Origin of the sequence: Clostridium sp. AM54-37XD, assembly GCF_003478225.1 — a bacterium.
GTDB classification, from domain to species: Bacteria; Bacillota; Clostridia; order Lachnospirales; family Lachnospiraceae; genus Coprococcus; species Coprococcus ammoniilyticus.
On the sequence record NZ_QUEV01000009.1, the window covers coordinates 66,723 to 88,887 of the forward strand.

At 40.7% G+C, this 22,165-nt stretch carries 22 protein-coding genes; 21 read left to right on the forward strand and 1 reads right to left on the reverse strand.

Annotated features, from left to right (window positions below):
* Positions 1 to 62: 62 nt before the first annotated feature.
* The 17 genes from DXA07_RS09580 to DXA07_RS09655 all read left to right on the forward strand — a co-directional run bounded on the left by DXA07_RS09580 (position 63) and on the right by DXA07_RS09655 (position 16,555).
* Positions 63 to 1,724, forward strand: a complete 1,662-nt coding sequence (locus DXA07_RS09580) for an extracellular solute-binding protein (RefSeq protein WP_242995963.1) — start codon at positions 63 to 65, stop codon at positions 1,722 to 1,724.
* Positions 1,725 to 1,760: 36 nt separating this feature from the next.
* Complete coding sequence (locus tag DXA07_RS09585) at positions 1,761 to 2,357, forward strand: sugar O-acetyltransferase (protein WP_117807140.1); 597 nt, start codon at positions 1,761 to 1,763, stop codon at positions 2,355 to 2,357.
* A gap of 110 nt (positions 2,358 to 2,467) precedes the next feature.
* A complete protein-coding gene (locus DXA07_RS09590) occupies positions 2,468 to 3,448 on the forward strand; it encodes a diaminopimelate dehydrogenase (RefSeq protein WP_117807141.1) in 981 nt (326 codons plus the stop codon).
* Positions 3,449 to 3,464: 16 nt separating this feature from the next.
* The gene (locus tag DXA07_RS09595; RefSeq protein ID WP_021943348.1) at positions 3,465 to 3,992 is read left to right on the forward strand and encodes a nitroreductase; all 528 of its coding nucleotides are present in this window, start codon (positions 3,465 to 3,467) and stop codon (positions 3,990 to 3,992) included.
* Positions 3,993 to 4,148: 156 nt separating this feature from the next.
* Positions 4,149 to 5,483 (forward strand): MATE family efflux transporter, encoded by a 1,335-nt coding sequence (locus DXA07_RS09600; RefSeq protein WP_117807142.1) that lies wholly within the window; start codon positions 4,149 to 4,151, stop codon positions 5,481 to 5,483.
* Between the two features lie 62 nt (positions 5,484 to 5,545).
* On the forward strand, positions 5,546 to 5,959 hold the full coding sequence (locus DXA07_RS09605; RefSeq protein WP_021943198.1) for an EamA family transporter: 414 nt from the start codon (positions 5,546 to 5,548) through the stop codon (positions 5,957 to 5,959).
* 208 nt (positions 5,960 to 6,167) lie between these two features.
* Positions 6,168 to 7,148, forward strand: a complete 981-nt coding sequence (locus DXA07_RS09610) for a hypothetical protein (RefSeq protein WP_118484411.1) — start codon at positions 6,168 to 6,170, stop codon at positions 7,146 to 7,148.
* Between the two features lie 284 nt (positions 7,149 to 7,432).
* Positions 7,433 to 7,912, forward strand: coding sequence for a leucine-rich repeat domain-containing protein (locus tag DXA07_RS13535; RefSeq protein WP_242995965.1), 480 nt, complete (start codon positions 7,433 to 7,435; stop codon positions 7,910 to 7,912).
* Between the two features lie 44 nt (positions 7,913 to 7,956).
* Positions 7,957 to 8,673: a leucine-rich repeat domain-containing protein gene (locus tag DXA07_RS13540; protein ID WP_242995967.1), complete on the forward strand. Its 717-nt coding sequence runs from the start codon at positions 7,957 to 7,959 to the stop codon at positions 8,671 to 8,673.
* Between the two features lie 146 nt (positions 8,674 to 8,819).
* Entirely contained in the window at positions 8,820 to 9,626 is an 807-nt protein-coding gene (locus DXA07_RS09620) for a tRNA threonylcarbamoyladenosine dehydratase (protein WP_117807144.1), read from the forward strand.
* Positions 9,589 to 9,768: a hypothetical protein gene (locus DXA07_RS09625; RefSeq protein ID WP_181986466.1), complete on the forward strand. Its 180-nt coding sequence runs from the start codon at positions 9,589 to 9,591 to the stop codon at positions 9,766 to 9,768. The genes DXA07_RS09620 and DXA07_RS09625 overlap by 38 nt, the downstream gene beginning before the upstream one ends.
* A 37-nt stretch (positions 9,769 to 9,805) precedes the next feature.
* Complete coding sequence (locus DXA07_RS09630; protein ID WP_147340886.1) at positions 9,806 to 10,987, forward strand: ABC transporter permease; 1,182 nt, start codon at positions 9,806 to 9,808, stop codon at positions 10,985 to 10,987.
* Positions 10,988 to 10,989: 2 nt separating this feature from the next.
* On the forward strand, positions 10,990 to 12,267 hold the full coding sequence (locus tag DXA07_RS09635) for an ABC transporter permease (protein ID WP_117807146.1): 1,278 nt from the start codon (positions 10,990 to 10,992) through the stop codon (positions 12,265 to 12,267).
* A gap of 2 nt (positions 12,268 to 12,269) precedes the next feature.
* The gene (locus DXA07_RS09640; RefSeq protein WP_173783785.1) at positions 12,270 to 12,935 is read left to right on the forward strand and encodes an ABC transporter ATP-binding protein; all 666 of its coding nucleotides are present in this window, start codon (positions 12,270 to 12,272) and stop codon (positions 12,933 to 12,935) included.
* Entirely contained in the window at positions 12,932 to 14,335 is a 1,404-nt protein-coding gene (locus tag DXA07_RS09645; protein WP_117807147.1) for a hypothetical protein, read from the forward strand. Before DXA07_RS09640 ends, DXA07_RS09645 begins: the two co-directional genes overlap by 4 nt.
* 83 nt (positions 14,336 to 14,418) lie before the next feature.
* Positions 14,419 to 15,576, forward strand: a complete 1,158-nt coding sequence (locus DXA07_RS09650) for an ATP-binding protein (RefSeq protein WP_117807435.1) — start codon at positions 14,419 to 14,421, stop codon at positions 15,574 to 15,576.
* A gap of 43 nt (positions 15,577 to 15,619) precedes the next feature.
* Positions 15,620 to 16,555, forward strand: a complete 936-nt coding sequence (locus DXA07_RS09655) for a DMT family transporter (RefSeq protein ID WP_118484415.1) — start codon at positions 15,620 to 15,622, stop codon at positions 16,553 to 16,555.
* Positions 16,556 to 16,757: 202 nt separating this feature from the next.
* Here DXA07_RS09655 and DXA07_RS09660 read toward each other — a convergent pair whose 3' ends face one another.
* On the reverse strand, positions 16,758 to 17,510 hold the full coding sequence (locus DXA07_RS09660) for a putative ABC transporter permease (protein WP_118484417.1): 753 nt from the start codon (positions 17,508 to 17,510) through the stop codon (positions 16,758 to 16,760).
* Between the two features lie 229 nt (positions 17,511 to 17,739).
* On the opposite strand from DXA07_RS09660, the gene DXA07_RS09665 reads away from it, so the two are divergent.
* The 4 genes from DXA07_RS09665 (at position 17,740) to pdxT (ending at position 21,910) form a co-directional block, all read left to right on the forward strand.
* On the forward strand, positions 17,740 to 18,945 hold the full coding sequence (locus DXA07_RS09665) for a 2-hydroxyacyl-CoA dehydratase (protein ID WP_118484419.1): 1,206 nt from the start codon (positions 17,740 to 17,742) through the stop codon (positions 18,943 to 18,945).
* Between the two features lie 94 nt (positions 18,946 to 19,039).
* Complete coding sequence (gene nadA / locus DXA07_RS09670; protein ID WP_118484421.1) at positions 19,040 to 19,954, forward strand: quinolinate synthase NadA; 915 nt, start codon at positions 19,040 to 19,042, stop codon at positions 19,952 to 19,954.
* Positions 19,955 to 20,395: 441 nt separating this feature from the next.
* Positions 20,396 to 21,271: a pyridoxal 5'-phosphate synthase lyase subunit PdxS gene (gene pdxS, locus DXA07_RS09675; protein ID WP_021944999.1), complete on the forward strand. Its 876-nt coding sequence runs from the start codon at positions 20,396 to 20,398 to the stop codon at positions 21,269 to 21,271.
* A 75-nt stretch (positions 21,272 to 21,346) separates the two neighbouring features.
* A complete protein-coding gene (gene pdxT, locus DXA07_RS09680; RefSeq protein ID WP_021944998.1) occupies positions 21,347 to 21,910 on the forward strand; it encodes a pyridoxal 5'-phosphate synthase glutaminase subunit PdxT in 564 nt (187 codons plus the stop codon).
* Positions 21,911 to 22,165 lie beyond the last annotated feature (255 nt).

The window sequence follows — 22,165 nt, forward strand, 5'->3', positions numbered from 1 at the left end:
TTGGTTGAAACAGAGGAATGTATATGATTACAGGTTCGTATTTAAAAAAGATTATTTCATGTGTGCTGATTATAAATTTATTGATCTTATGTGGATGCGGTGATTCCGGGGCTACCCCCTCCACCCGGGAGAATGCAGAGACAAAAGAAGAATATGAAGCTGCGTTATATACAGCCCGCACGACACCTTACGGAAAATATCCGGAACAGCTTACCTACACACTGGGTAAGCTGTCCGGAGCAAATAATTCCAATCTCCCGGATGGCGAGACGTATGAAAATAATGCTTATACAAGGCTGTTGAATGAAAGGCTAAATGTTCAAAACCAGGATGTGTTTGAGGCTATGGATGAGCAATATACCGATAGTGTGACCATGGTGATCGCACAGAATGATCTTCCGGATGTGATGATCGTGGAGGATCTGGATGAGCTTCAGTATCTGGTGGATAATGATATGATCGCAGATCTGACAGACAGCTATAATAACTGTATGAGCGATACGATCAAGAATATATATGGAAGCTATGGTCGGGATATCCTTGATGTTGTAACCTTTGGCGGGAAGATCATGGCGATACCGGAAACGAATATCTCAGACGGACCGAATCTGATCTGGCTTCGTAAGGATTGGATGGATGCACTTGGGCTGTCCGCACCGAGAACACTCTCGGATGTAGAAGAGATCATAAGACAATTTAAAGAAAAAGATCCCGGACATAATGGGGCAGGAAATACCGTAGGGCTTGTATGTGATACCAGTCTCTGCGGCGGTTGTGGTTATAGCAGCGAATACACATTAGATATTATATTTGCTGCATATGGTGCATTTCCGAAACAGTGGATTTATGATGAGGACGGCAATGTTGTCTATGGTTCGGTTCAGCCGGAGGCGAAAGAGGCACTTGCCCATATCCATGAGTTGTATAAAGAGGGAATTCTGGATCAGGATTTTCTGATGCGGACGAGCAGTAACCTGATCGAGCTGATCGTGGATGGTCAATGCGGTTCTTTCTTTGGCCCTTGGTGGGCGCCGAATAATCCACTGATGCAGGCAGTGGAACAGAATAAAGATGCCGAGTGGCAGCCTTATCTGATCGCAACAGAGGAATCCGGACTTACCAGTTATCATACACAGAATCCTTCCAGTAAGTATATTGTAGTGCGTAAGGGTTATGAATATCCGGAGATTGCATGTAAGATTGTTAGTGTATTATTTGACTATTTGCGGTATAATGACAGAGACAATCAGGAGATTGTCGATTATTATAAAGAAAATGTAGACCCTACCGCCAGACCGTTTGCGATTAATGTAGATTACAACAATGCTTTGCAGATCTGCTATGGAGAATTGAATCATGTATTTGCGGGGGACAAATCCGCAGATGATCTGAACGTACTGGAATATTCCTATTATGAGGCATGCGAATCCTATCTGAAGGATGCGGAGAATGCCAGTGCGGAAGATTGGGCGGCGTACGCTTCCCGTATCACAGCCTGTAAGATCTTAAACGATGGAAGGACAAACAAAGTAGAGTCGTTATATTTTGGAGAAACGGAAACGATGGTCACAGACTGGTGGAGCCTTGAGAATCTGGAAAGTGACACCTATCTAAAGATTGTAACCGGCGAGAGCTCACTCGATGAATTTGATCGTTTTGTCGAGAATTGGTATCAGAATGGCGGGGAAACGATTACAAAAGAGGTACGGGCTGAGATAGAATAAGAAGTTTCCAATGTTTTTATACGGAGGCATATTAAGATGACAGAAAGAGAAAAAATGATAGCAGGATTCGTTTATGATCCATCTGATGATGAATTAATACAATTAAGACAGAATGCGCATCGGTTGAGTAAGGAGTATAATGACTGCTTTGAGACGGATGAGAAACGCGAGAAGATTCTGGCAGAGCTGATTCCGAATAAGGGTAAGAATGTATATCTTCAGGGACCGGTTCAGTTCGATTACGGCTGCTTTACCGAGATAGGCGAGAACAGTTATGCGAATTTTAATTTTACCTGTCTGGACTGTGCACCTGTTAAGATCGGCTGCAATGTATTTATGGGACCGAATGTTTCTCTGCTGACACCGATGCATCCGTTTCGTTTTCAGGAGCGTAACATTTATAAGAGGGAAGACGGCGTGTATACAGACCGGGAGTATGCGAAGCCGATCACGATCGGAGATAACTGTTGGCTGGCAGGAAATGTAACAGTATGTGGCGGTGTAACGATTGGCAGCGGTTCTGTGATCGGAGCGGGAAGCGTGGTTACGAGAGATATCCCATCGGGAGTACTGGCTGCCGGAAATCCATGCAGAGTCATTCGCGAGATCACGGAGGAAGACTGTTTAAAGTAGAATTATATTGTTGAGAAAAAGAAATGGGAGTCTGTCAATGAAAAAGTTGACAGGCTCTTTTTGAATCATTAAACTGAAAGAAGAGTAATTTTTGTAAAGGAGTATGAAACATGAAAATAGGTATTTTAGGATATGGAAATCTTGGACGAGGTGTTGAGTGTGCGATCAAGCAGAATCCGGATATGGAGCTTGCAGCGGTATTTACCAGACGTGCACCTGAGACAGTATCGATATTAACAGAGGGAGCAGCCGTTTGTTCTGTAAATGATGTGGAGCAGTGGAAGGATAAGATCGATGTTATGATACTCTGCGGCGGCAGTGCTACCGATCTGCCGGAGCAGACACCAAAGTATGCAGAGATGTTCAATGTTGTAGACAGCTTCGATACACATGCAAGAATTCCGGAGCATTTTGCAAATGTAGATGCTGCCGCAAAGAAGAATGGTCATGTCGGCATCATCTCAGTAGGCTGGGATCCGGGTATGTTCTCTTTAAACCGTATGTATGCAAATGCAATCTTACCGGAAGGTCGTGATTATACATTCTGGGGAAAAGGTGTCAGCCAGGGACATTCCGATGCGATCCGTCGTGTAGAGGGTGTTAAGGATGGCAAGCAGTACACGATCCCTGTAGAAGCAGCACTGGAAGCAGTCAGAAATGGTGAGAATCCCGAACTTACAACCAGACAGAAGCACACAAGAGAGTGCTTTGTTGTATTAGAGGATGGTGCCGATCCTGTAAAAGTTGAAGAAACGATCAAGAACATGCCAAACTATTTTGCCGATTATGATACAACGGTTCACTTTATCAGTGAAGAAGAATTAAAGGCAAACCACAGTGGAATTCCTCATGGTGGATTTGTGATCCGTTCCGGTAAGACCGGCTGGAATCTGGAAAATAATCATGTGATCGAATACAGCCTGAAGCTGGATTCCAACCCGGAATTCACATCCTGTGTCATCGTGGCTTATGCAAGAGCAGCATACCGCCTGTACAAAGAAGGACAGAGCGGATGTAAGACCGTGTTCGATATAGCACCGGCGTACTTGAGCGCAAAAGACGGAGCAGAACTCCGCAAGAGCTTGTTGTAATAAGGAGAATTTTAAGATGAGCGTTGTTTTGGATGAGATGAAAACGAGAAGAAGCATCCGGAAGTTCAAACCGGATATGGTTCCGGCGGATGTTCTGGATCAGATCATTGAAGCAGGAACATTTGCTGCAAATGGCAGAGGCTTGCAGTCTCCGATCATTATTGCGGTAACAAATAAAGAGATGCGGGATAAGATCATGGAGATGAACCGTATGATCGGCGGCTGGGAGGAAGGCTTTGATCCATTTTACGGAGCACCTGTTATATTGATCGTACTGGCAGATGCATCCTGTCCGACTGCTGTCTATGACGGAAGCCTGACGATGGGAAATCTGATGCTTGCCGCACATGATCTTGGAATCGGAAGCTGCTGGATCCATCGTGCAAAAGAAGAATTCGAAAGCGAAGAAGGAAAGCAGATCCTTGAAGGCCTTGGAATCACCGGCGACTATATCGGTGTCGGACATTGCGCACTTGGATTTACGGATGGAGCGTATCCTGATGTTATTCCAAGAAAGGATAACAGAGTATACTATATTCGCTAAGCATTTATTGACATTCTGAAAAAATATGGTAGAATAGCCACGAAAACGAATGAAGTGGATTTTTCCGGATAATAAATAAGTCATCTTTTCGCCACACAGCTATAAGTGAAACCATTTATAACTGTGTGGCGTTTTTATGTAGAGAGGGAGAAACATATGAACGAAGAATTTATGAAAGAACGATCGGTGCTGCCGCTGCTTTTGTCAATGGCACTTCCGATGATATTATCGATGTTGGTCAATTCTCTGTACAACATTGTGGACAGCTTTTTTGTAGCGAAGATCAGCGAGGATGCGATGACAGCTCTGTCGCTTGTCTTTCCGATCCAGAATTTTGTAAATGCGGTAGCCATCGGTTTTGGCGTGGGAATCAATGCGGTGATCGCGTTCTATCTCGGCGCAAAGGAACCGGACAAGGCAAATGCAGCAGCGTCAAAGGGTACTCTTCTTTCTGTTGTTCATGGTGTGATCATGACAGTAGTCTGTATCCTGATCATGCCGGGATTTCTGCGGATGTTCACATCGAATGAGACAGTTGTTCAGATGGGAATTCAGTATTCGATGATCGTATTTGCATTTTCTGTTATTATTTCCATTGATCTGTCATTTGAGAAGATCTATCAGGCAGTTGGAAGAATGGTTGTTACAATGGTCGGACTTGGCGGTGGATGCCTGATGAACATTGTATTAGATCCTCTATTGATCTTCGGTATCGGACCATTTCCGAAAATGGGAATCCGGGGTGCTGCACTTGCAACCGGACTTGGACAGGTGTTTACCCTGTTGATCTATCTGTTTGTCTATGTGTTCCGTCCAATATCCGTAAAGATCGGCAGACGATATCTGCATACGGAGGATTATCTGACAGGGAAGTTGTATGCGATTGGTATTCCGGCTATTCTTAATATGGCACTTCCGTCCCTGCTTACGACTGCACTGAATGCGATATTAAGTACCTATTCACAGATCTATGTTGTGATCCTTGGAATCTATTATAAATTGCAGACATTTTTATATCTTCCTGCAAACGGCATGATCCAGGGTATGCGTCCGGTAATTAGCTATAATTACGGAGCGGGAGAGCATAAGCGTGTCCGCAGCATTTATAATATTACACTTACGATCATTGGTCTGATCATGGTATTTGGAACAGTGATCTGTCTGATCTTCCCGGCTAAATTGATCGGAATGTTCTCGGATAATCAGGTAACGATCACGGAGGGCGTGACGGCACTTCGGATCATCTGTGCCGGATTTATTGTTTCTTCGGTATCCGTGACTTCATCCGGTGCATTAGAGGGACTTGGCAAGGGTACGCCATCATTGATGATCTCCCTGCTTCGCTATGTGGTTGTCATCATTCCGGCTGCATTTGTACTCAGTCGTATCTTTGGTGTTGTCGGTGTCTGGAATGCGTTCTGGGTAGCAGAACTGATAACAGCAGTTGCCGCACTTTTCATTTACCGACAGGCAGTTAAGAGAAAAAGTTAAGATTTCATAGATTGCACAGTTGCATGAAAAAGAAGATAATAAAAGAAGAAAGAAGGATTTATATGTGGTTTGTATTTGCATTGTTGTCGTCTGTATTTGCGGCATTGACATCAATTCTTGCAAAGGTAGGTATTGACGGAGTAAATTCGAATCTTGCAACAGCGATCCGAACAGCAGTTGTGCTTGTGATGTCATGGGGCATGGTGTTCCTGACACATACACAGTCCGGAATCAGCGCGATCGGGAAGAAAAGCTGGTTGTTTCTGATCCTATCAGGACTTGCAACCGGAGCATCGTGGTTGTGTTATTATAAAGCACTTCAGATGGGAAATGCATCCAAGGTAGTACCAATTGATAAATTAAGTGTCGTTATTACATTGATTCTTGCATTTGTATTCCTGCACGAAGAATTTACGATGAAGTCGATCATTGGTTGTGTACTGATCGGACTGGGAACTTTGTTGATGGTGTTATAAATAGATTAAGATAAGAGCGCAGGCGGCACAGATAAGGTGTATATTTTAGTAGAAGTCCGGATATGGCAGAAATGCTGTATCCGGATTTTTTATGGTTAAACTTGTTTTCCTTTTTAATATCCATTACAATCAAACTTGGAGAGACGGAGGCAATATACAAAGCTAAAATATGCATGTTATTCTGTTCTGTCGGGAAAGGAGATGGGACATGGATAACGAAATTGTATATTCCTCCAAGGCTACTGATCAGAAAGCACAGTATGATGCCAGTGCCAAGCGTCTGCTTGGACAGAAGATCATACTGGCGCATATACTGATCAGGGTAGTAGAAGAATTTAAAGGTATGGATGCAGATACGGTTGCCTCATTGATCGAAGGTGAACCGTATATCAGCCAGATTCCGGTTGAACCCGGACTAACGAACAAAGATATGGTGGATGCCAGAACCGGTGAACGGATTGTCGGGTTGAATACTGAGAATTCTGAGATTGATGAAGGAAAGATATATTTTGATATTATCTTCTATGTACGGATGCGGGATGGATTGGCAAAGGTGATCATCAATCTGGAAGCACAGAAGAATGAACCGACAAAGTATCATATCTTAAATCGGGCAATCTTCTATACGGCAAGACTGGTGTCATCCCAGAAAGAGCGGGAATTTACCGGTTCTGATTACAACGAGATCAAACAGGTGTATTCCATCTGGATCTGTATGAATATGAAAGAGAACAGTCTGAGTCATATCCATATGGTAAAAGATGATTTACTTGGTGATCAGGACTGGAAGGGAAATCTGGATATCCCTAACATCGTGATGATCGGTCTGGCAAAGGAGATTCCACCAAAGAAAGAACAATATGAACTGCATCGATTACTTGGAACATTATTGTCGCAGACAATGACGGCAGAACAAAAATTGAAGCTTATGAAACAGGAGTATGACATACCGGTAGACAGAAATGGTATTAGAGATGAGGTGAAAGTCATGTGTAATCTGAGTGAAGGCGTAGAAGAGATGGGATATGTAAAGGGCGAAGCCGCGGGCATAGTCAAAGGTGAAATAATAGGCGAAGCACGAGGAAAATCGGAGATTATCCTGAAAATGCATAAGAAAGGCTATTCCTTAGAGCAGATCATGGATGTAACCGAAATGAGTGAAGATGAAATCAAGGCAATCATAGGATAAAGACATAAGCAGAACAGATAACATGTATATTTTAGTAGAAGTCCGGATATGGCAGAGATGTTGTATCTGGATTTTTTTGTCGAAATTTAAATAATTAAGAAATATTTTGTGAACTATTGACAGTTATTTTTTTTTTATAATGTTTATGCTTTTTTAGAGACATCAAACAAAAAGTGTCAGATACAGATAAAATTGTGTTTAATTGTACCTAGCACTGTTTCTAAAAATGGGAAAAAGCAATGTAACTTATAAAAACAAGGAGCATAAGAGAAAAGGAGAGATGAATGAAAATGATGCAAAAGAAGATAAGAAGCCTGATCTATGCGGGCTTGGGATTGATTTTATGTGTGTTGCTGTGTGGTGGGGGCGGTATGACAGCACAGGCGGAAGAGTCAAAGACATATGGTGATTTTACATATGAAGAAGCTAAGGATGGAATTACTATTACCAAGTATAAAGGTGATAAGAAAAAGGTTGTAATCCCGGATAAGATTAATGGGACAGAGGTAATAAGTATAGGAGATTCTGCATTTTGGAATTGTAGCAGTTTAACCAGCATAACAATACTGGAGGGAGTAACAAGTATAGGAGATTTTGCATTTGATCTTTGCTTAAATCTGACCAGTATAACGTTACCAAATAGCTTAACGTGTATAGGAAGCTATGGATTTGCAACTACTGATCTAACGAGTATCACCATACCTGAAAATGTAAGAAGTATAGGATGCGAGGCTTTTTTTTCATGTGATAAATTAAAAAAGTAGTATTGCCGGAGGGGATAACAAGAATCTCCAGTAAAACATTTGCTATGTGCAGCAATTTAACCAGCATAACGATACCGGATAGTGTAACAAGTATCGGTAAGGGAGTTTTTTTTAGCTGTCCGAAATTAAAATCGGTTGTTATACCAGATAGTGTTATTGAAATTGACGTATTTAAAAAGGGTGAGAATGAGAGTGGATATTGGTGGACAGTTTTTAACCAAAATACTACAGTTATTTGCAATAAAAATTCCGTAGCATATAAATATGCAAAGGAGAATAATATACCAGTTAAATTAATGCCAAAGCCTGCTAAGAAAGGTACAATTCTTACAGTTCCTTCTAAGAAGATTAAAGTAAAGGTAACTTCATCTTCAAAGAAGAATCCAACTGTTGCTGTTATGAAGATCACAAACAAGAAAGCGAAAAAACTTACCATACCATCTACTGTAAAGGTGGGTGGTGTTACCTATAAAGTAACAGCGGTTGCGAGCCAAGCATTCAAGGGTAACAAAAATCTGACAAATATCACGATCGGAAGGGGTATAACGAAGATTGGCAATGAAGCATTCGCCGGTTGCAAGAATCTGAAAAAGATCACAGTCACAGCAGGAAATCTTACAACCATCCGTAAGAGTGCATTCAAGGGCATAAATAAGAAAGCAACCATTACTGTGAAAGGCACAAAGAAAGCAAAGACAGCTTTAAAGAAACAGCTGAAAAAGAAATCCGTCGGATACGTAAAGACGTGGAAGATTAAATAATTAGAAAATAGTTAATGTAAGCAGGATCGGTATTATATGACGTGGTATAATACCGGTCCTTTTTGCCAGAAAATCATTGACAAAGAACCTTTTCAGGCCCTATAATTTTGCCTAGCGTTTTAGTAGGTTATTTAGGAGAGATAGACATGTTAACACAGTTTTCCCGGACAGAATTATTGCTTGGTAAAGAAGCAATGGACAAATTGGCAAATTCAAAAGTAGCGGTATTCGGCGTTGGAGGCGTTGGCGGTTATGTGTGCGAAGCTCTGGCACGGAGCGGTGTCGGTTCCTTTGATCTGATCGACGATGATAAGGTATGCCTGACAAACCTGAACCGCCAGATTATTGCCACCAGAAAGTCTGTGGGGAAATATAAAACAGATGTTATGAAAGAACGGATTCTGGACATAAATCCGGATGCTAAGGTCGAGATGCACAAATGCTTTTTCCTGCCGGAAAATGCAGATGAATTCCCATTTGACTCTTATGATTATGTTGTAGATGCGGTAGATACGGTTACGGCTAAGATTGAGCTGGTGCTCCAGTCACAGAAAAAAGGAGTGCCGATCATCAGCAGTATGGGTGCAGGAAACAAGCTGGATGGCAGTATGTTTCAGGTAGCAGATATTTATAAAACAAGGGTATGTCCGCTTGCAAAGGTTATGCGTCGGGAACTTAAGAAGCGTGGCGTGAAAAAGTTAAAGGTTGTATATTCGGAAGAACAGCCGGTAAGACCACTTGAGGATATGTCGATCAGCTGCAGAACAAATTGCATCTGCCCTCCGGGAGCACAGCATAAATGCACAGAGCGGAGAGATATTCCGGGCAGTGTGGCATTTGTTCCGTCGGTTGCAGGACTGATCATTGCAGGTGAAGTGGTAAAAGATTTGTGCAAAGAAGAAAGGCAGCGTGCATATGAGCATTACAATAGCGGAATTAAAGAATCGAAATAAAGACAGTTACCAGTTGATCGATATTCGGGATGCCATTGAGATCTCTCATGGGGCAGTGCCGGATGCGGTCATGGTTTCGGCAGAAGACATAGAGACAAGCAGCGAGGTGGATAAGGACAAGTTGCTTGTTTTTGTTTTATAGTGATATGAATGAAACACAGATTACAGGAGAAGATGATATGTATAAAATTACAAAAGATAAGCTGACATTTATACTTTTTTTAGTAGGTATGAGTCTGTCCTTGAGTACAATTTTGAATGGATATCAGATTATGAGTAATTGGATTCAAAAATATGAAAGTCAGGATGGTATTTCAAAGTATAACGCTTATATTAATATCTACTCTACCACAGGAGCAACGGAATATAAATTGAATGATATAGAAGAATATCGACAAATACAGGAGATGGCGGTTCGGAGTACAAAAGCAATTCTGGAGCGTATAAGCGATGTTAGTTGTGATGCTGTAATCAGAGGAGATGAGTTTTCGATTGGCAGTTGTGAGGAAGATGCGGATGAAGTGCAGATTGCAGTGGCATATCATGGAAACTGGAACAGATTGCTTGAAAGTGGCAGATATCCAACAATGGAGGAATGGAATTCGGATAACATTTATCTTGTAGTAGGACATGGATGGAAGGATTCAGTAACAGTTTCAAAAGATGGAACGGAATGCTTGTCATTAGATGGAATTGATTGTCAGGTGACTGGGTATCTGGAATCATTTGGAAATGATTCAGATAAAATGATTATTGCGTTTGGCTCGTTAGAAAACTGGACATCGGAATCAGATGTATTTTTGAACCGGATAGCCGATGGAATGACCTATACTTCATCTTCTTATCCGGGAATGACAATCCAGCTTATGGATAAGAGTGTTCCGGTTGCAGAGCAGGCTGATGAATTGATAGAGATATTTGGACAATCAGATAATTATTATGCACAGCTGCTGGATCATTATGAGAGTCAGACAGATGTGTATATCGTTTATAAATTAAAAGCAGCTATTCTGATATTACTGTACATAGTGGGTATTATAAATTGCATAATGATTGCAAGAGTATGGTATGCACGACAGAAAAGAGATTTTGCAATTATGAAAACAGTTGGAATAACAGATAGACGAATCATAGAGTGGCAGTTGGTACGAATCGGGATATTAATGGGAATTTCTATTATTGTTGCAGGATGTTTACAGATTTTCTATTGTCTTGCAATGAAAAAGAAGATGACGTTTGTCTGGAATACATATATTTTGTGGTATTTTATATTTATGATTGGTATTTTGTTGCTGGTATTACTTTTTCCAATCTGCAAGCTGTTAAGACAGCTGGTGCCTGCAAAGGAGGTTAGGGATTAAGTATGAGAAAACGAAATATAATACGTTTAGCAGCAGATAATGTTATGTCTCATGTTTTACAACTGGGTGGTAATATTGTGTTGGCAATGGTGTTATTGCTTTTGATTGCTGTGCTGATCAGTGTTTATAGTATGTCAACCAATATCAGACATTCTTTGCAAGAGTCAGGAATCAGGAATATAGATACCTTGTGTGAAATCCGTTTTTTGGATGAACTGGATAGTGAATTACAGTCTGACCCGGCAATGGATATAATAAAATCAGTGGATGGAGTGGAAGCTGTAACCTGTGCGTGGCAAACAGGATATATAAATACCGATCCGGCATTGGAGAAATTGAAAAATATTCAGACAGGCCATAGTTTTCAGGCAATCGATGATGAAGATGGAAAAGATGGCTTATATTATATTGAAATAGATGCAACCATTCAGAATATATGGAAGATGAAATTAGACGAAGGAATCCTAATCGAAGAATTAAAACCGATGGAAGATGGCATGTATTTATATCTGGGATCTGCATATAAGGACAAGATAGAAGTTGGAACAAAATATATTGGCGAAGTGGGAGGTCAGTCATATACATATGTAGTTGCCGGGATATTAGAAAAGGGACAAAGTTTTCCAGTTTCACAAATGGAAATGCTGGATTTTTCAGATGTTACAGGAACAATTCCGTTGGATTATGAAGTGTTAGCCTGCCCGGGAGAGATATTTTGTAATAATTCGGATTTCTATTTTTCTATAAAACAAGGACACTCTTATGTAAAGATAAAGAGAAGTCTTATGCAAAAGCTGGCAAAGGCTGGATATAAAGATATAAAAGTGATTGATATTGGTAAAGCAATAGAAAATGGAGAAGAAATGAGTCGGAAGATTAATTATAATATTATTCAGATGTTAATTCTGGTGGGACTCACATTTTGTATTGTACTTTTATGTATACAGATACTTGATTTTTTGCGGAGACGAAGAGAGTATGGAATTATGCTGACGGCGGGATTTTCAATGAAAAATATAACCTGGATGATCCTATGGGAGAATATTCTTAAGTTTCTTCTAGCCTATGGCTGTTCATTATTTCTTGTATGGTGGTTGTTTATTCATATAATAGAGCCTGATCAGTTAATGGTATTTTCTTACAGAAGTATATACTGGAAGCGAGTGGTTCCTATCCTTGGAGAGATAAGCATACTATTTGTTGCATTATCAACAATTTGCCCGGTATTTATGATTTATAAGTGTTCACCGATTGATTTGTTAGGAAAAGAAGGAGAATAGTGATGATAAAACTTCGAAATGTTACAAAAATATATGAGCATCGGGAGCTTCCGGCGCTTAAGGATGTATCACTGGATGTCCAGGATGGGGAATACATATCGATCATGGGACAATCCGGATCAGGGAAAAGTACATTATTAAATATTATTGGGACTATGGATTATCTGACAAGCGGTGAATACTATTATAATGATATTGCTGTTCATGAGATGAAAGGAGATAAGCTTCACGAATTTCGTCGTAAACATGTGGGATTTGTATTTCAGAATTATGCCTTAATGAAATCTTATACGGTATTTGAAAATGTAGAACTGCCATTACTGGCAGGCAGATATTCCGGTAGGGAAAGAAAAAAACTGGTGAATGAAATGTTAGAATTTACAGGAATCAGGGATTTAGCAGACAAAAAGGTAACCAGGATTTCAGGTGGGGAACAGCAGCGTTGTGCGATTGCAAGATTGATGGTGGCAGGGGGAGATTTGATCCTTGCAGATGAACCGACAGGCGCATTAGATCATGAAATGGGAATCGCGATTATGGAGTTGTTAGAAATGTTGAATAAACGAGGAAAGACATTGATTGTGATAACACATGATCAAGAGATAGGAAGTCGGGCGGATCGTGTGATACGTCTTGCAGATGGACAAATATTGGAGGAAGCAAAGTGAGAAATAATTTGGGGAAAGTCACGCTTATGATATCTATATTATTGTGCTTTGGGGGATTAACTGCTTGTGAAAGTGCAAAAGAGAAGAATATATCATATGTAGGGGATGCGGCAAATAGTTTGCATATTCCGGATAGTTATATGGAAGAATGGAAAGTAAATAAGAATACAGTTAAGCTTGCGATAGAGGGTGTTGAATATATACCAGATTCTGATTTTAGAATATATGAATATAAGCAGATTCCGAATGCTGCAAAACAAAAACAGGAGATTGTTGAAGCTGTGTTTGAGGAAGAGAAAGGAATTTTTGAGAACCGTTTGGAAAATGATTATAAGAATCTGTGCAGAGAGGATCTGGAAACCATACATATATATCAGGAGAAAATTCGAGAATATTATTTGGATCAGGGACAAACATCACAGGCAGTTTCCTGCGATCAAGAAATAGAAAATATTATTGCCTGTGAGGCAGGTGCATCAGATAAACGAGCATTGATACAGAATTATGAGGGACAGAAATATGTTGGATATATCGGAGATAATTTATTCCTTTTGACATTTAAAGAAGAAAATGATTGTATTACAGGAATTACACTGGAGAATTATCTGGGAACTGCGGGTTTATATACATATTACGGAATGAAGACGGATGATACGATCACATTGGAAAATCATCTGGGAGATGTAACAGAATGTATTGTTGACTTAGAGAATACAGTGGAAAACAGATGTGCAAAAGATATGGATTGTGCGCGTGATGAAGCCTTGTTGTTTTTGGAAGCATGTGGAATTACGGATGTAGAGATTTTAGAAGAAGGACCGCTTGGTTATAGTACGTTTGAAAGTGCAAGACCAATTGATTTTAATGGCTATTGTTTTCAGTTTACCAGAGCTGCAGGCAATAGAGGGGCATATATAGCTGAAACGGAGTTGTTTGCGCCATATCCGTTCTGCACATCTGAATTATTTACTGTTTGTGTTGACGATAATGGTGTGATGAATGCGGAACTTTATATTGCAGGGGTGCAGGCAGGAGAAAAAGCAGTAACATTAATGGATTTTGAAGATATAGAACCGAAATTCGCAGAACAATATGAGGCATTTTATGCAGCATATCCAGGAATTGATAAACCAGCGGCATTTAATTTTATGGAGCTTGATTATATGCTTGTGGAGGGGGAAAAATTAGGGACGTTTGAGTACAAACCTGTTTGGCTCGTGGCGTATTATGAGGATTTGGATATCTGTTATACATATGATTATTTTTATTTTCCTGATTCGCTGCTGGTAATTGACGCTGAAACAGGAGAATATATTGACTATCTAAAACAGAGCTGTTTTCGTTTATATTCTTCAAGAGTAGCTGTTTTCCATAATTGCATTGACAAAGTAACTTTTTAGGTCATATAATTGCTTGGTATTTTAGTGTAGGTTAAATATATATGAAAGATTATTGGTGCACTAGGAAGAAAGGCAGCGTGCATATGAGCATTACAATAGCGGAATTAAAGAATCGAGATAAAGACAGTTATCGGTTGATCGATATCCGGGATGCCATTGAGATTTCTCATGGGGCAGTGCCGGATGCGATTGCGGTTCCTGCGGAAGAAATAGAGACAAGCAGCGAGGTGGATAAGGACAAGCTGCTTGTTATTTTCTGTGCGAGAGGCGTAGTCAGCATCGACGTAGCGGAGCATTTGAAAGAAAAAGGATATCAGGCAGAGAGTCTGGAAGGCGGTTATGCTGCATGGCTGTTAGATGTTATGAGCAAACCGGAGGAGCAGAACAAGGCGAAGGATGTTGAGCTGAGCCTGCGTAAGAAATTCAAGAAAAGCATTTGGTCAAAGTTCACCAAGGCGATCAACACATATGAGCTGGTGAAGCCGGGAGATAAGATCGCGGTCTGCATTTCCGGTGGTAAGGATTCTATGCTGATGGCGAAATGTTTTCAGGAATTGAAGCTGCATAACAAATTTGAATTTGAAGTTAAGTTTCTGGTTATGGATCCCGGTTACAGTGAGGCGAACCGGAAGGTTATAGAAGAAAATGCAAAAAGTCTGAATATTCCGATCACGATATTTGAATCGGATATATTTGAATCTGTATTTACGGTTGAGAAGTCGCCATGTTATCTGTGTGCACGAATGAGACGAGGACATCTGTATCATTTTGCACAGGAGCTTGGCTGTAATAAGATTGCACTTGGTCATCACTATGATGATGTAATTGAAACCATATTGATGGGTATGCTGTATGGTGCACAGGTACAGACGATGATGCCGAAGCTTCACAGCACGAATTTTGAAGGGATGGAACTGATCCGACCGTTATATCTGGTGCGTGAGGATGATATCAAGGCATGGAGGGATTATAATGGTCTGCATTTTATCCAGTGTGCATGTAAATTCACGGACACCTGTACGACTTGTAATAACGAGAATCGTTCGAAACGTGTTGAGATCAAGGAACTGATTCAGACTTTGAAGCAGGTAAATCCTTATGTGGAAGGGAATATTTTCAAGAGTGTGGAAAATGTAAATCTGGACACGGTTGTTGCATGGAAGCAGCACGGAGAGAAGCATCATTTTCTGGATGCATATGACAGGAAAAATATCTGTACAGAAAATGATTCAAAGGAATAATGTAACTATTTGACAATAAACAAGATAGGAAGAGAAAATACAAATGAAAAGCAGACAAATCAGAAATTCACTCCTGTTAGTTCTTACGGCATTTATCTGGGGAACCGCCTTTGTGGCACAGAGTAAAGGCGGACAGGCACTGGGACCATTTTCTTTTAATTGTATACGAAGTCTGGTTGGAAGTGTAGTATTGCTTCCGGTAATCAGGTTACTTGATAAAATTAATCCAAATAATAAAAAGCCAAAGACAGCCGCAGAACGGAGAAAGTTATGGATCGGTGGACTGTGCTGCGGAATGGCATTGTTCTTTGCAAGCTCTGCACAGCAGCTTGGTCTGTATTATGGCACTCCGGCAGGCAAGGCCGGTTTTCTGACGGCTTGCTATATTCTGCTGGTTCCGATTCTTGGTTTGTTTTTAAAGAAAAAATGTGGTTGGAATATCTGGCTTGGAATGGTGATCACGATTGTAGGACTTTATCTTTTATGTATGACAGCGGGGCCGCTATCATTTCAGAACAGTGATCTCTTTGTATTGCTCTGTGCATTTTTGTTTGCTATACATATTCTGGTGATCGATCATTTTTCACCATTGGTTGATGGTGTACGGATGTCCTGTATCCAGTTCCTGGTTGCCGGGGCATTCAGTGCGTTTCCGATGTTCTTTTCAGAGATGGGACATTCGGCAGCAGGAATAGCAGCATGGCTTTCACAGTTACAGTCATGGGATGCATGGGTTGCAATTCTGTATGCCGGTGTGATGTCGAGCGGTGTTGCTTATACCTTGCAGATTATTGCACAGAATGGACTGAATCCGACGCTGGCATCTATGATCATGAGTCTGGAATCTGTATTTTCAGTACTTGCCGGATGGGTGATCCTTGGTGAGGTGTTGACCGCCCGCCAGCTCCTTGGCTGCCTGTTGATCTTTATTGCAATTATCTTCGCACAGATTCCTGTGGGGGAGAAGAAAGAAGCATAAAACAATTTTAGTAGCATTAAAAATATGCGCGCCAGCTTATCACTATATTTTATGGAGCAGACCTATTTGAACGTCGGTCCTTAACGAGTCACCAATAGGTGACGAGTTTAGTACCGCTACGTGAAAATAGAACGAGAGTGTTCTGCGCAATAAAGATATAGTGATAAGCCAGCGCGCATATTTTTTAGATAAAATCAATATATTATTTCTTCTTCTTTTCTTTCAGAATCTTCTTAATAGAATATTTCTCTAACGAATCCTCAAATATCTCACGGAGCGGTCGTGCATTTTTCATAGCAAGGAAGAAATGAGATTTTTCCTTGCGGAGCTCAGCTTCCTCTAACAGATGCTGTTTGAGTTCATCGATTTTAACGACGATCTCGTATTCAGTAGCCAACTGACGGATCTTGACGATCAGGTTGAAGGAGTAAACGATATCAATCAGGAACACGCCGTAGAAGAATCCGATAAAGAATGAAAATGCAAGATTTCTGGATAACCAGTCAAGTGCTGATAAAACATGTGGATGGATCAGCAGGTAGTAGATCGCGCCGAGAACTGCCCAGAAGAATGAAAACAGTGGACAGATGATTCCCTGAATATTGCCCCATCGTTCTGTGTAGTCCCAGAGTTTTACATTCATTCCCTTAATGAAGATCAATCCGGTGATGTATTCGATCACGGTCATAGCGATCGCCATAAATACAAATAAAACAATCTTCTCAATGATTGGATGTTCATCCAGAAATGACAGGTTAATAGATGCTAACATATACAAGACGCATAGTCCTGATCCATATAGCGGAAGGTAAGGACCGACCAGAAAGCCGGGATTTACCCATTTCTTTGTTGTTCGACCATTTGGAGAACAGAATCTGCGGAAGAACAATTCAATCACCCATCCGATCAGACTTCCGATAAAAAATAAAAACAATAAGACAAGAGCTTTATTCATAATATTTCAACCTTTCTGATTTATATTTTTCCATAGAATTATGGCTCTTTTTTCATTGATACAAATTGTGACATATCGCGGTCATAAAGTCAATAAATTAAATGCTTTCTCAAGTTGTTTGTATTGAAAAAGTATGGCAAAATGTGGTACTCTCAGATCAGGTATATGAGGCATTGCAGATAGTGAGAAAGTATATATCTGCATTTTAGAAAATGAGGGATAGGGAGATATGTATAAGATCAGAGAAAATGCGGATCGGGAGAAATGTATCCTGTTGATTCCAGCAATGTTAGATGCACATTTTCCATTGTTAAAATATGCGTTTTATTCAAAAAATTATCATCCGGTGATTTTAAAAAATGAAACGGATATAACGGATATTGGATTAAAATATGTCAATAACGATATGTGTTATCCGATCATCTTAAATGCAGGACAGATGATAGCAGCTCTTCAATCAGGGAAATATGATCTGAACCGTACAAAATTATTAATGCCGACTGCCGGAGATGCATGTCGTGGTTCAAATTATCTGCATGTGTTAAAGGCGGCTGTTCGGAAAGCAGGATTTCCGCAAGCTCAGGTATTGTCGTTAAACATTCAGGGATTGGAGAAGGGGGAGCAGATGAAGCTGGAACCTGATATGGTCTGGCGTGCGTTATTTGGATTGTTTTATGGTGATATTCTGATGCTTTTACTAAATCAGGTCAGACCAAATGAAGTGCATAAAGGTGAGGCACAAAGGAAATGGAAGAAATGGATCAGGATTCTTGCATATGATCTTCGGGAAGGAAAACATCTGACAATTTCAAGAATGAAACAGAATTTTATAAGGATTGCGGCGGATTTTTCAAAAATTGAACTGGTGAAGCCGAGAAAGCAACGAATAGGGATCGTCGGAGAGATTTATATAAAGTATTGTCATTTGGGAAACTGGGATATGATCCGTTTTCTCGAAAAGAATAATTGCGAATCCCATACAAATGGATTATCCTGGTACGCGATGTATTATATAGATTCGCATTTATCGGATGTAAGCAAAATAGAACAGGTGGCTTATCGTATTGGGTTAAAACTGTTCGGAAGTCTTCAGAGATCCATGATTGCAGCAATGCGGCAGTATGGATTTTATTCGATGGAAGAATTTCAAATAATGAAAAAAGAGGCTGATGGTTATGTAAACTGGACATATAGAACAGGTGATGGCTGGCTGATCGGTGCAGAGATGGTAGGACATATTCTGCATGACTGCAAAAAGGTATTGGCAGTTCAACCGTTTGGATGTATGCCAAATCATATCTGTGGGAGGGGATTGTATCCTTCCATTCAGCAAAAGCTTCCGGAAGGGCGTATTGTGAGTGCTGATGTAGATTCCGGTTCTTCAAAGTTGAATGTTTATAACCGTGCCAGAATGTTGGTGGATATGCATATTTAACAGAATAGATGGTAATCTTTCTCAATATGCGGTATACTTACTGTGCATTCTTTAACAAAAAATGAAAACATAACAGACAAAGGAGAAAATTGTCATGAATATAAAAGAGATGCAGGATGAAATAATGAGAATAAAGAAGGAAAAGGATATTTGTATTCTTGCACATGCCTACCAGAGCCATGATATCTGGGAAGTAGCTGACTATGTAGGAGATTCCTTTGGCCTTGCACAGAGAGCAGCGGAAGCACCTCAAAAGACTATGATCATGTGTGGTGTGCGTTTTATGGCAGAGACTGTAAAACTGTTATCACCGGAAAAGACAGTATATCTGCCGGAGCCGGATGCCGGATGCCCGATGGCAGACCAGATCGACTATGATCTGTTAGCTGCCCTTCGTGAGAAGAATCCGGATTATACAGTTGTAGCATATGTGAATACTACAACAGAAGTAAAGACGTTGAGTGATGTCTGTGTTACATCTTCTTCGGCAGTAAAGATCGTGAAGAATATGCCGGAAAAGGATATCTTATTTATTCCTGACTGTAATCTCGGTTCATGGGTAAAGAAGCAGGTACCGGAAAAGAATATTAAGCTGGTGTCGGGCGGCTGTCCGACACATGTCAGAGTAACCGTAAAAGATGTAGAGAAAGCAAAAGCAGCTCATCCAAACGCATTACTTCTGGTACATCCGGAATGTTTAAAGGAAGTAACGGAGCTTGCAGACTATGCCGGAAGTACAACCGGAATTATGGATTATGCAGCAAAGAGTGATGCAAAGGAATTCATCATCGGTACGGAGAACAGTATCGTGTCACACCTTCAGCTTGCACACCCAGGGAAGCGTTTCTATGCATTGTCTAAGGATTGTGTATGCCACAACATGAAGATGACGACACTTGGTGATGTCTATAACTGCGTGGTAAATGGTGAGGGCGAGAGCATTACCCTTACAGAGGAGACAATGCAGAAAGCCAGAAAGAGCATTGACGCGATGCTGCGCCTTGGCTAGAAGCCGGATGATCACTGTATTTCATATAAACAGAAATAGCAGGAAAAAATGCGAAACTTACTTTGCTTCGATTGGTTTTTATATGCACGGGATTTCGGACACGATAAAATCGTTGTGTCCTCCATCCCGGCACAAAACCATCGAAACGCAGGCGTTTTCGCAACATTTTCCTGCTATTTTGTTTATTATACAATACGGTGATCTGTCCGAGAGGTCAGTTTACATAATCTGATATCTGGTATTTGCATATGTGACATATTGATATGGTCAGTTTGGATATAAGAAAAAGTTTGAAATTGAATATTTCAATATGGTCAGATAATTTTATAATAAATCCTAGCAGGTTTGTAGTGAATCTGTTCGTGATTTTGAGTAGTGATATTCAAGGATGAATATGTTACAGATAAATACACACATCAAATGAAAAAAGGAGTTACGATTATGGCAAACAGACAGTATGAATTAAACAAAGAATTGGCACAGATGTTAAAGGGTGGCGTTATCATGGATGTAACAACACCGGAGCAGGCAAAGATCGCCGAGGCAGCAGGTGCATGTGCAGTTATGGCACTGGAGCGTATTCCGGCAGATATCAGAGCAGCAGGCGGTGTATCAAGAATGAGTGATCCTAAGATGATCAAAGGTATTCAGGATGCAGTATCTATCCCTGTTATGGCAAAGTGCCGTATCGGACATTTTGTAGAAGCTCAGCTTCTTGAAGCAATCGAGATCGATTACATTGATGAGAGTGAAGTTCTTTCACCTGCTGATGATGTATATCACATCGACAAGACAAAGTTCAAAGTACCATTTGTATGTGGTGCTAAGGATCTCGGCGAGGCACTTCGTAGAATCAATGAAGGTGCATCCATGATCCGTACAAAGGGTGAACCCGGTACAGGTGATGTTGTTCAGGCTGTAAGACATATGAGAATGATGAACAGCGAGATCGCACGTATTTCTTCTATGCGTGAAGATGAATTATATGATGCAGCAAAGGTTCTTCAGGTTCCATATGACCTTGTATTATATGTACATGAGCACAAGCGCCTTCCGGTTGTAAACTTCGCAGCAGGCGGTGTTGCTACACCGGCAGACGCAGCTCTTATGATGCAGCTTGGTGCTGAAGGCGTATTCGTTGGATCCGGTATCTTCAAGTCAGGAAATCCGGAGAAGCGTGCAAATGCCATCGTTAAGGCTGTTACAAACTTCACAGATGCAAAACTGATCGCTGAATTATCAGAGGATCTTGGTGAAGCTATGGTTGGTATCAATGAGAGCGAGATCGAACTCCTTATGGCTGAGCGTGGTAAGTAAAATATCAGACAGACAAATAGATGCGGATATCGTAATGATGGATGATCGACATAAGCGAAAGGATGAACAGACACGATGAAGATAGCAGTATTAGCGGTTCAGGGCGCATTTATCGAACACGAGAAAATGTTAGAGAGCCTTGGAGCAGAAACAATAGAACTCAGACAGAAAAGTGATCTGGAACAGGATTTTGACGGTATCGTTTTGCCGGGTGGCGAAAGCACTGTTCAGGGTAAGCTGTTAAAAGAGCTTGATATGTATGATGTATTAAAAGAAAAGATCGAACAGGGCATGCCGGTTCTTGCAACCTGTGCGGGACTGATCCTTCTTGCAGAAGAACTGTCCAATGATGATAAACGTCATTTTGCGACCCTTCCGGTCTGCGTAAAGAGAAATGCATATGGCAGACAGCTTGGAAGCTTTCATTATGATGGCGAGATCAAAGGTCTTGGAGTATATCCGATGGAATTTATCCGTGCACCATATATCGAGAGTGTAAAGCCGGGTGTTGAGGTATTAGCCGAGGTAGATGGTCACATTGTAGCGGTAAAATATCAGAACCAGATCGCACTGGCATTCCATCCGGAGCTTTCCGATGATACCCGTATTCATCAGATGTTCTTAGACATGATCAAATAAAGACTGTAAAAGCAAACAATAAGATAACGGTATTTATTATTGAGCAGGTTGACTGTACGCTAATAAATACCGTTTTTTATTGTTCATATATAAGAACTATGTGATATCCCGCCCTGCGCCTGTCCTTATAGAAATGCCATTGCGAGGATTTCGTTATGAACTGCACATTGTTAGTAAATACGGGTGCTTGTTTGAGCCGAAGGCGAGTTAGCACAGGAGTATTTACGAATTTAACATGTGCAGTGAGTAGAAAAC

What these genes read in the sequence shown, in the direction of transcription:
- DXA07_RS09585 (WP_117807140.1), top strand. Translation starts at nt 1,761, where the DNA reads ATGACAGAAAGAGAAAAAATGATAGCAGGATTCGTTTATGATCCATCT.
- DXA07_RS09590 (WP_117807141.1), top strand. Translation starts at nt 2,468, where the DNA reads ATGAAAATAGGTATTTTAGGATATGGAAATCTTGGACGAGGTGTTGAG.
- DXA07_RS09595 (WP_021943348.1), top strand. Translation starts at nt 3,465, where the DNA reads ATGAGCGTTGTTTTGGATGAGATGAAAACGAGAAGAAGCATCCGGAAG.
- DXA07_RS09600 (WP_117807142.1), top strand. Translation starts at nt 4,149, where the DNA reads ATGAACGAAGAATTTATGAAAGAACGATCGGTGCTGCCGCTGCTTTTG.
- DXA07_RS09605 (WP_021943198.1), top strand. Translation starts at nt 5,546, where the DNA reads ATGTGGTTTGTATTTGCATTGTTGTCGTCTGTATTTGCGGCATTGACA.
- DXA07_RS09610 (WP_118484411.1), top strand. Translation starts at nt 6,168, where the DNA reads ATGGATAACGAAATTGTATATTCCTCCAAGGCTACTGATCAGAAAGCA.
- DXA07_RS13535 (WP_242995965.1), top strand. Translation starts at nt 7,433, where the DNA reads ATGAAAATGATGCAAAAGAAGATAAGAAGCCTGATCTATGCGGGCTTG.
- DXA07_RS13540 (WP_242995967.1), top strand. Translation starts at nt 7,957, where the DNA reads ATGTGCAGCAATTTAACCAGCATAACGATACCGGATAGTGTAACAAGT.
- DXA07_RS09620 (WP_117807144.1), top strand. Translation starts at nt 8,820, where the DNA reads ATGTTAACACAGTTTTCCCGGACAGAATTATTGCTTGGTAAAGAAGCA.
- DXA07_RS09625 (WP_181986466.1), top strand. Translation starts at nt 9,589, where the DNA reads ATGAGCATTACAATAGCGGAATTAAAGAATCGAAATAAAGACAGTTAC.
- DXA07_RS09630 (WP_147340886.1), top strand. Translation starts at nt 9,806, where the DNA reads ATGTATAAAATTACAAAAGATAAGCTGACATTTATACTTTTTTTAGTA.
- DXA07_RS09635 (WP_117807146.1), top strand. Translation starts at nt 10,990, where the DNA reads ATGAGAAAACGAAATATAATACGTTTAGCAGCAGATAATGTTATGTCT.
- DXA07_RS09640 (WP_173783785.1), top strand. Translation starts at nt 12,270, where the DNA reads ATGATAAAACTTCGAAATGTTACAAAAATATATGAGCATCGGGAGCTT.
- DXA07_RS09650 (WP_117807435.1), top strand. Translation starts at nt 14,419, where the DNA reads ATGAGCATTACAATAGCGGAATTAAAGAATCGAGATAAAGACAGTTAT.
- DXA07_RS09655 (WP_118484415.1), top strand. Translation starts at nt 15,620, where the DNA reads ATGAAAAGCAGACAAATCAGAAATTCACTCCTGTTAGTTCTTACGGCA.
- DXA07_RS09660 (WP_118484417.1), bottom strand. Translation starts at nt 17,510, where the DNA reads ATGAATAAAGCTCTTGTCTTATTGTTTTTATTTTTTATCGGAAGTCTG.
- DXA07_RS09665 (WP_118484419.1), top strand. Translation starts at nt 17,740, where the DNA reads ATGTATAAGATCAGAGAAAATGCGGATCGGGAGAAATGTATCCTGTTG.
- nadA (WP_118484421.1), top strand. Translation starts at nt 19,040, where the DNA reads ATGAATATAAAAGAGATGCAGGATGAAATAATGAGAATAAAGAAGGAA.
- pdxS (WP_021944999.1), top strand. Translation starts at nt 20,396, where the DNA reads ATGGCAAACAGACAGTATGAATTAAACAAAGAATTGGCACAGATGTTA.
- pdxT (WP_021944998.1), top strand. Translation starts at nt 21,347, where the DNA reads ATGAAGATAGCAGTATTAGCGGTTCAGGGCGCATTTATCGAACACGAG.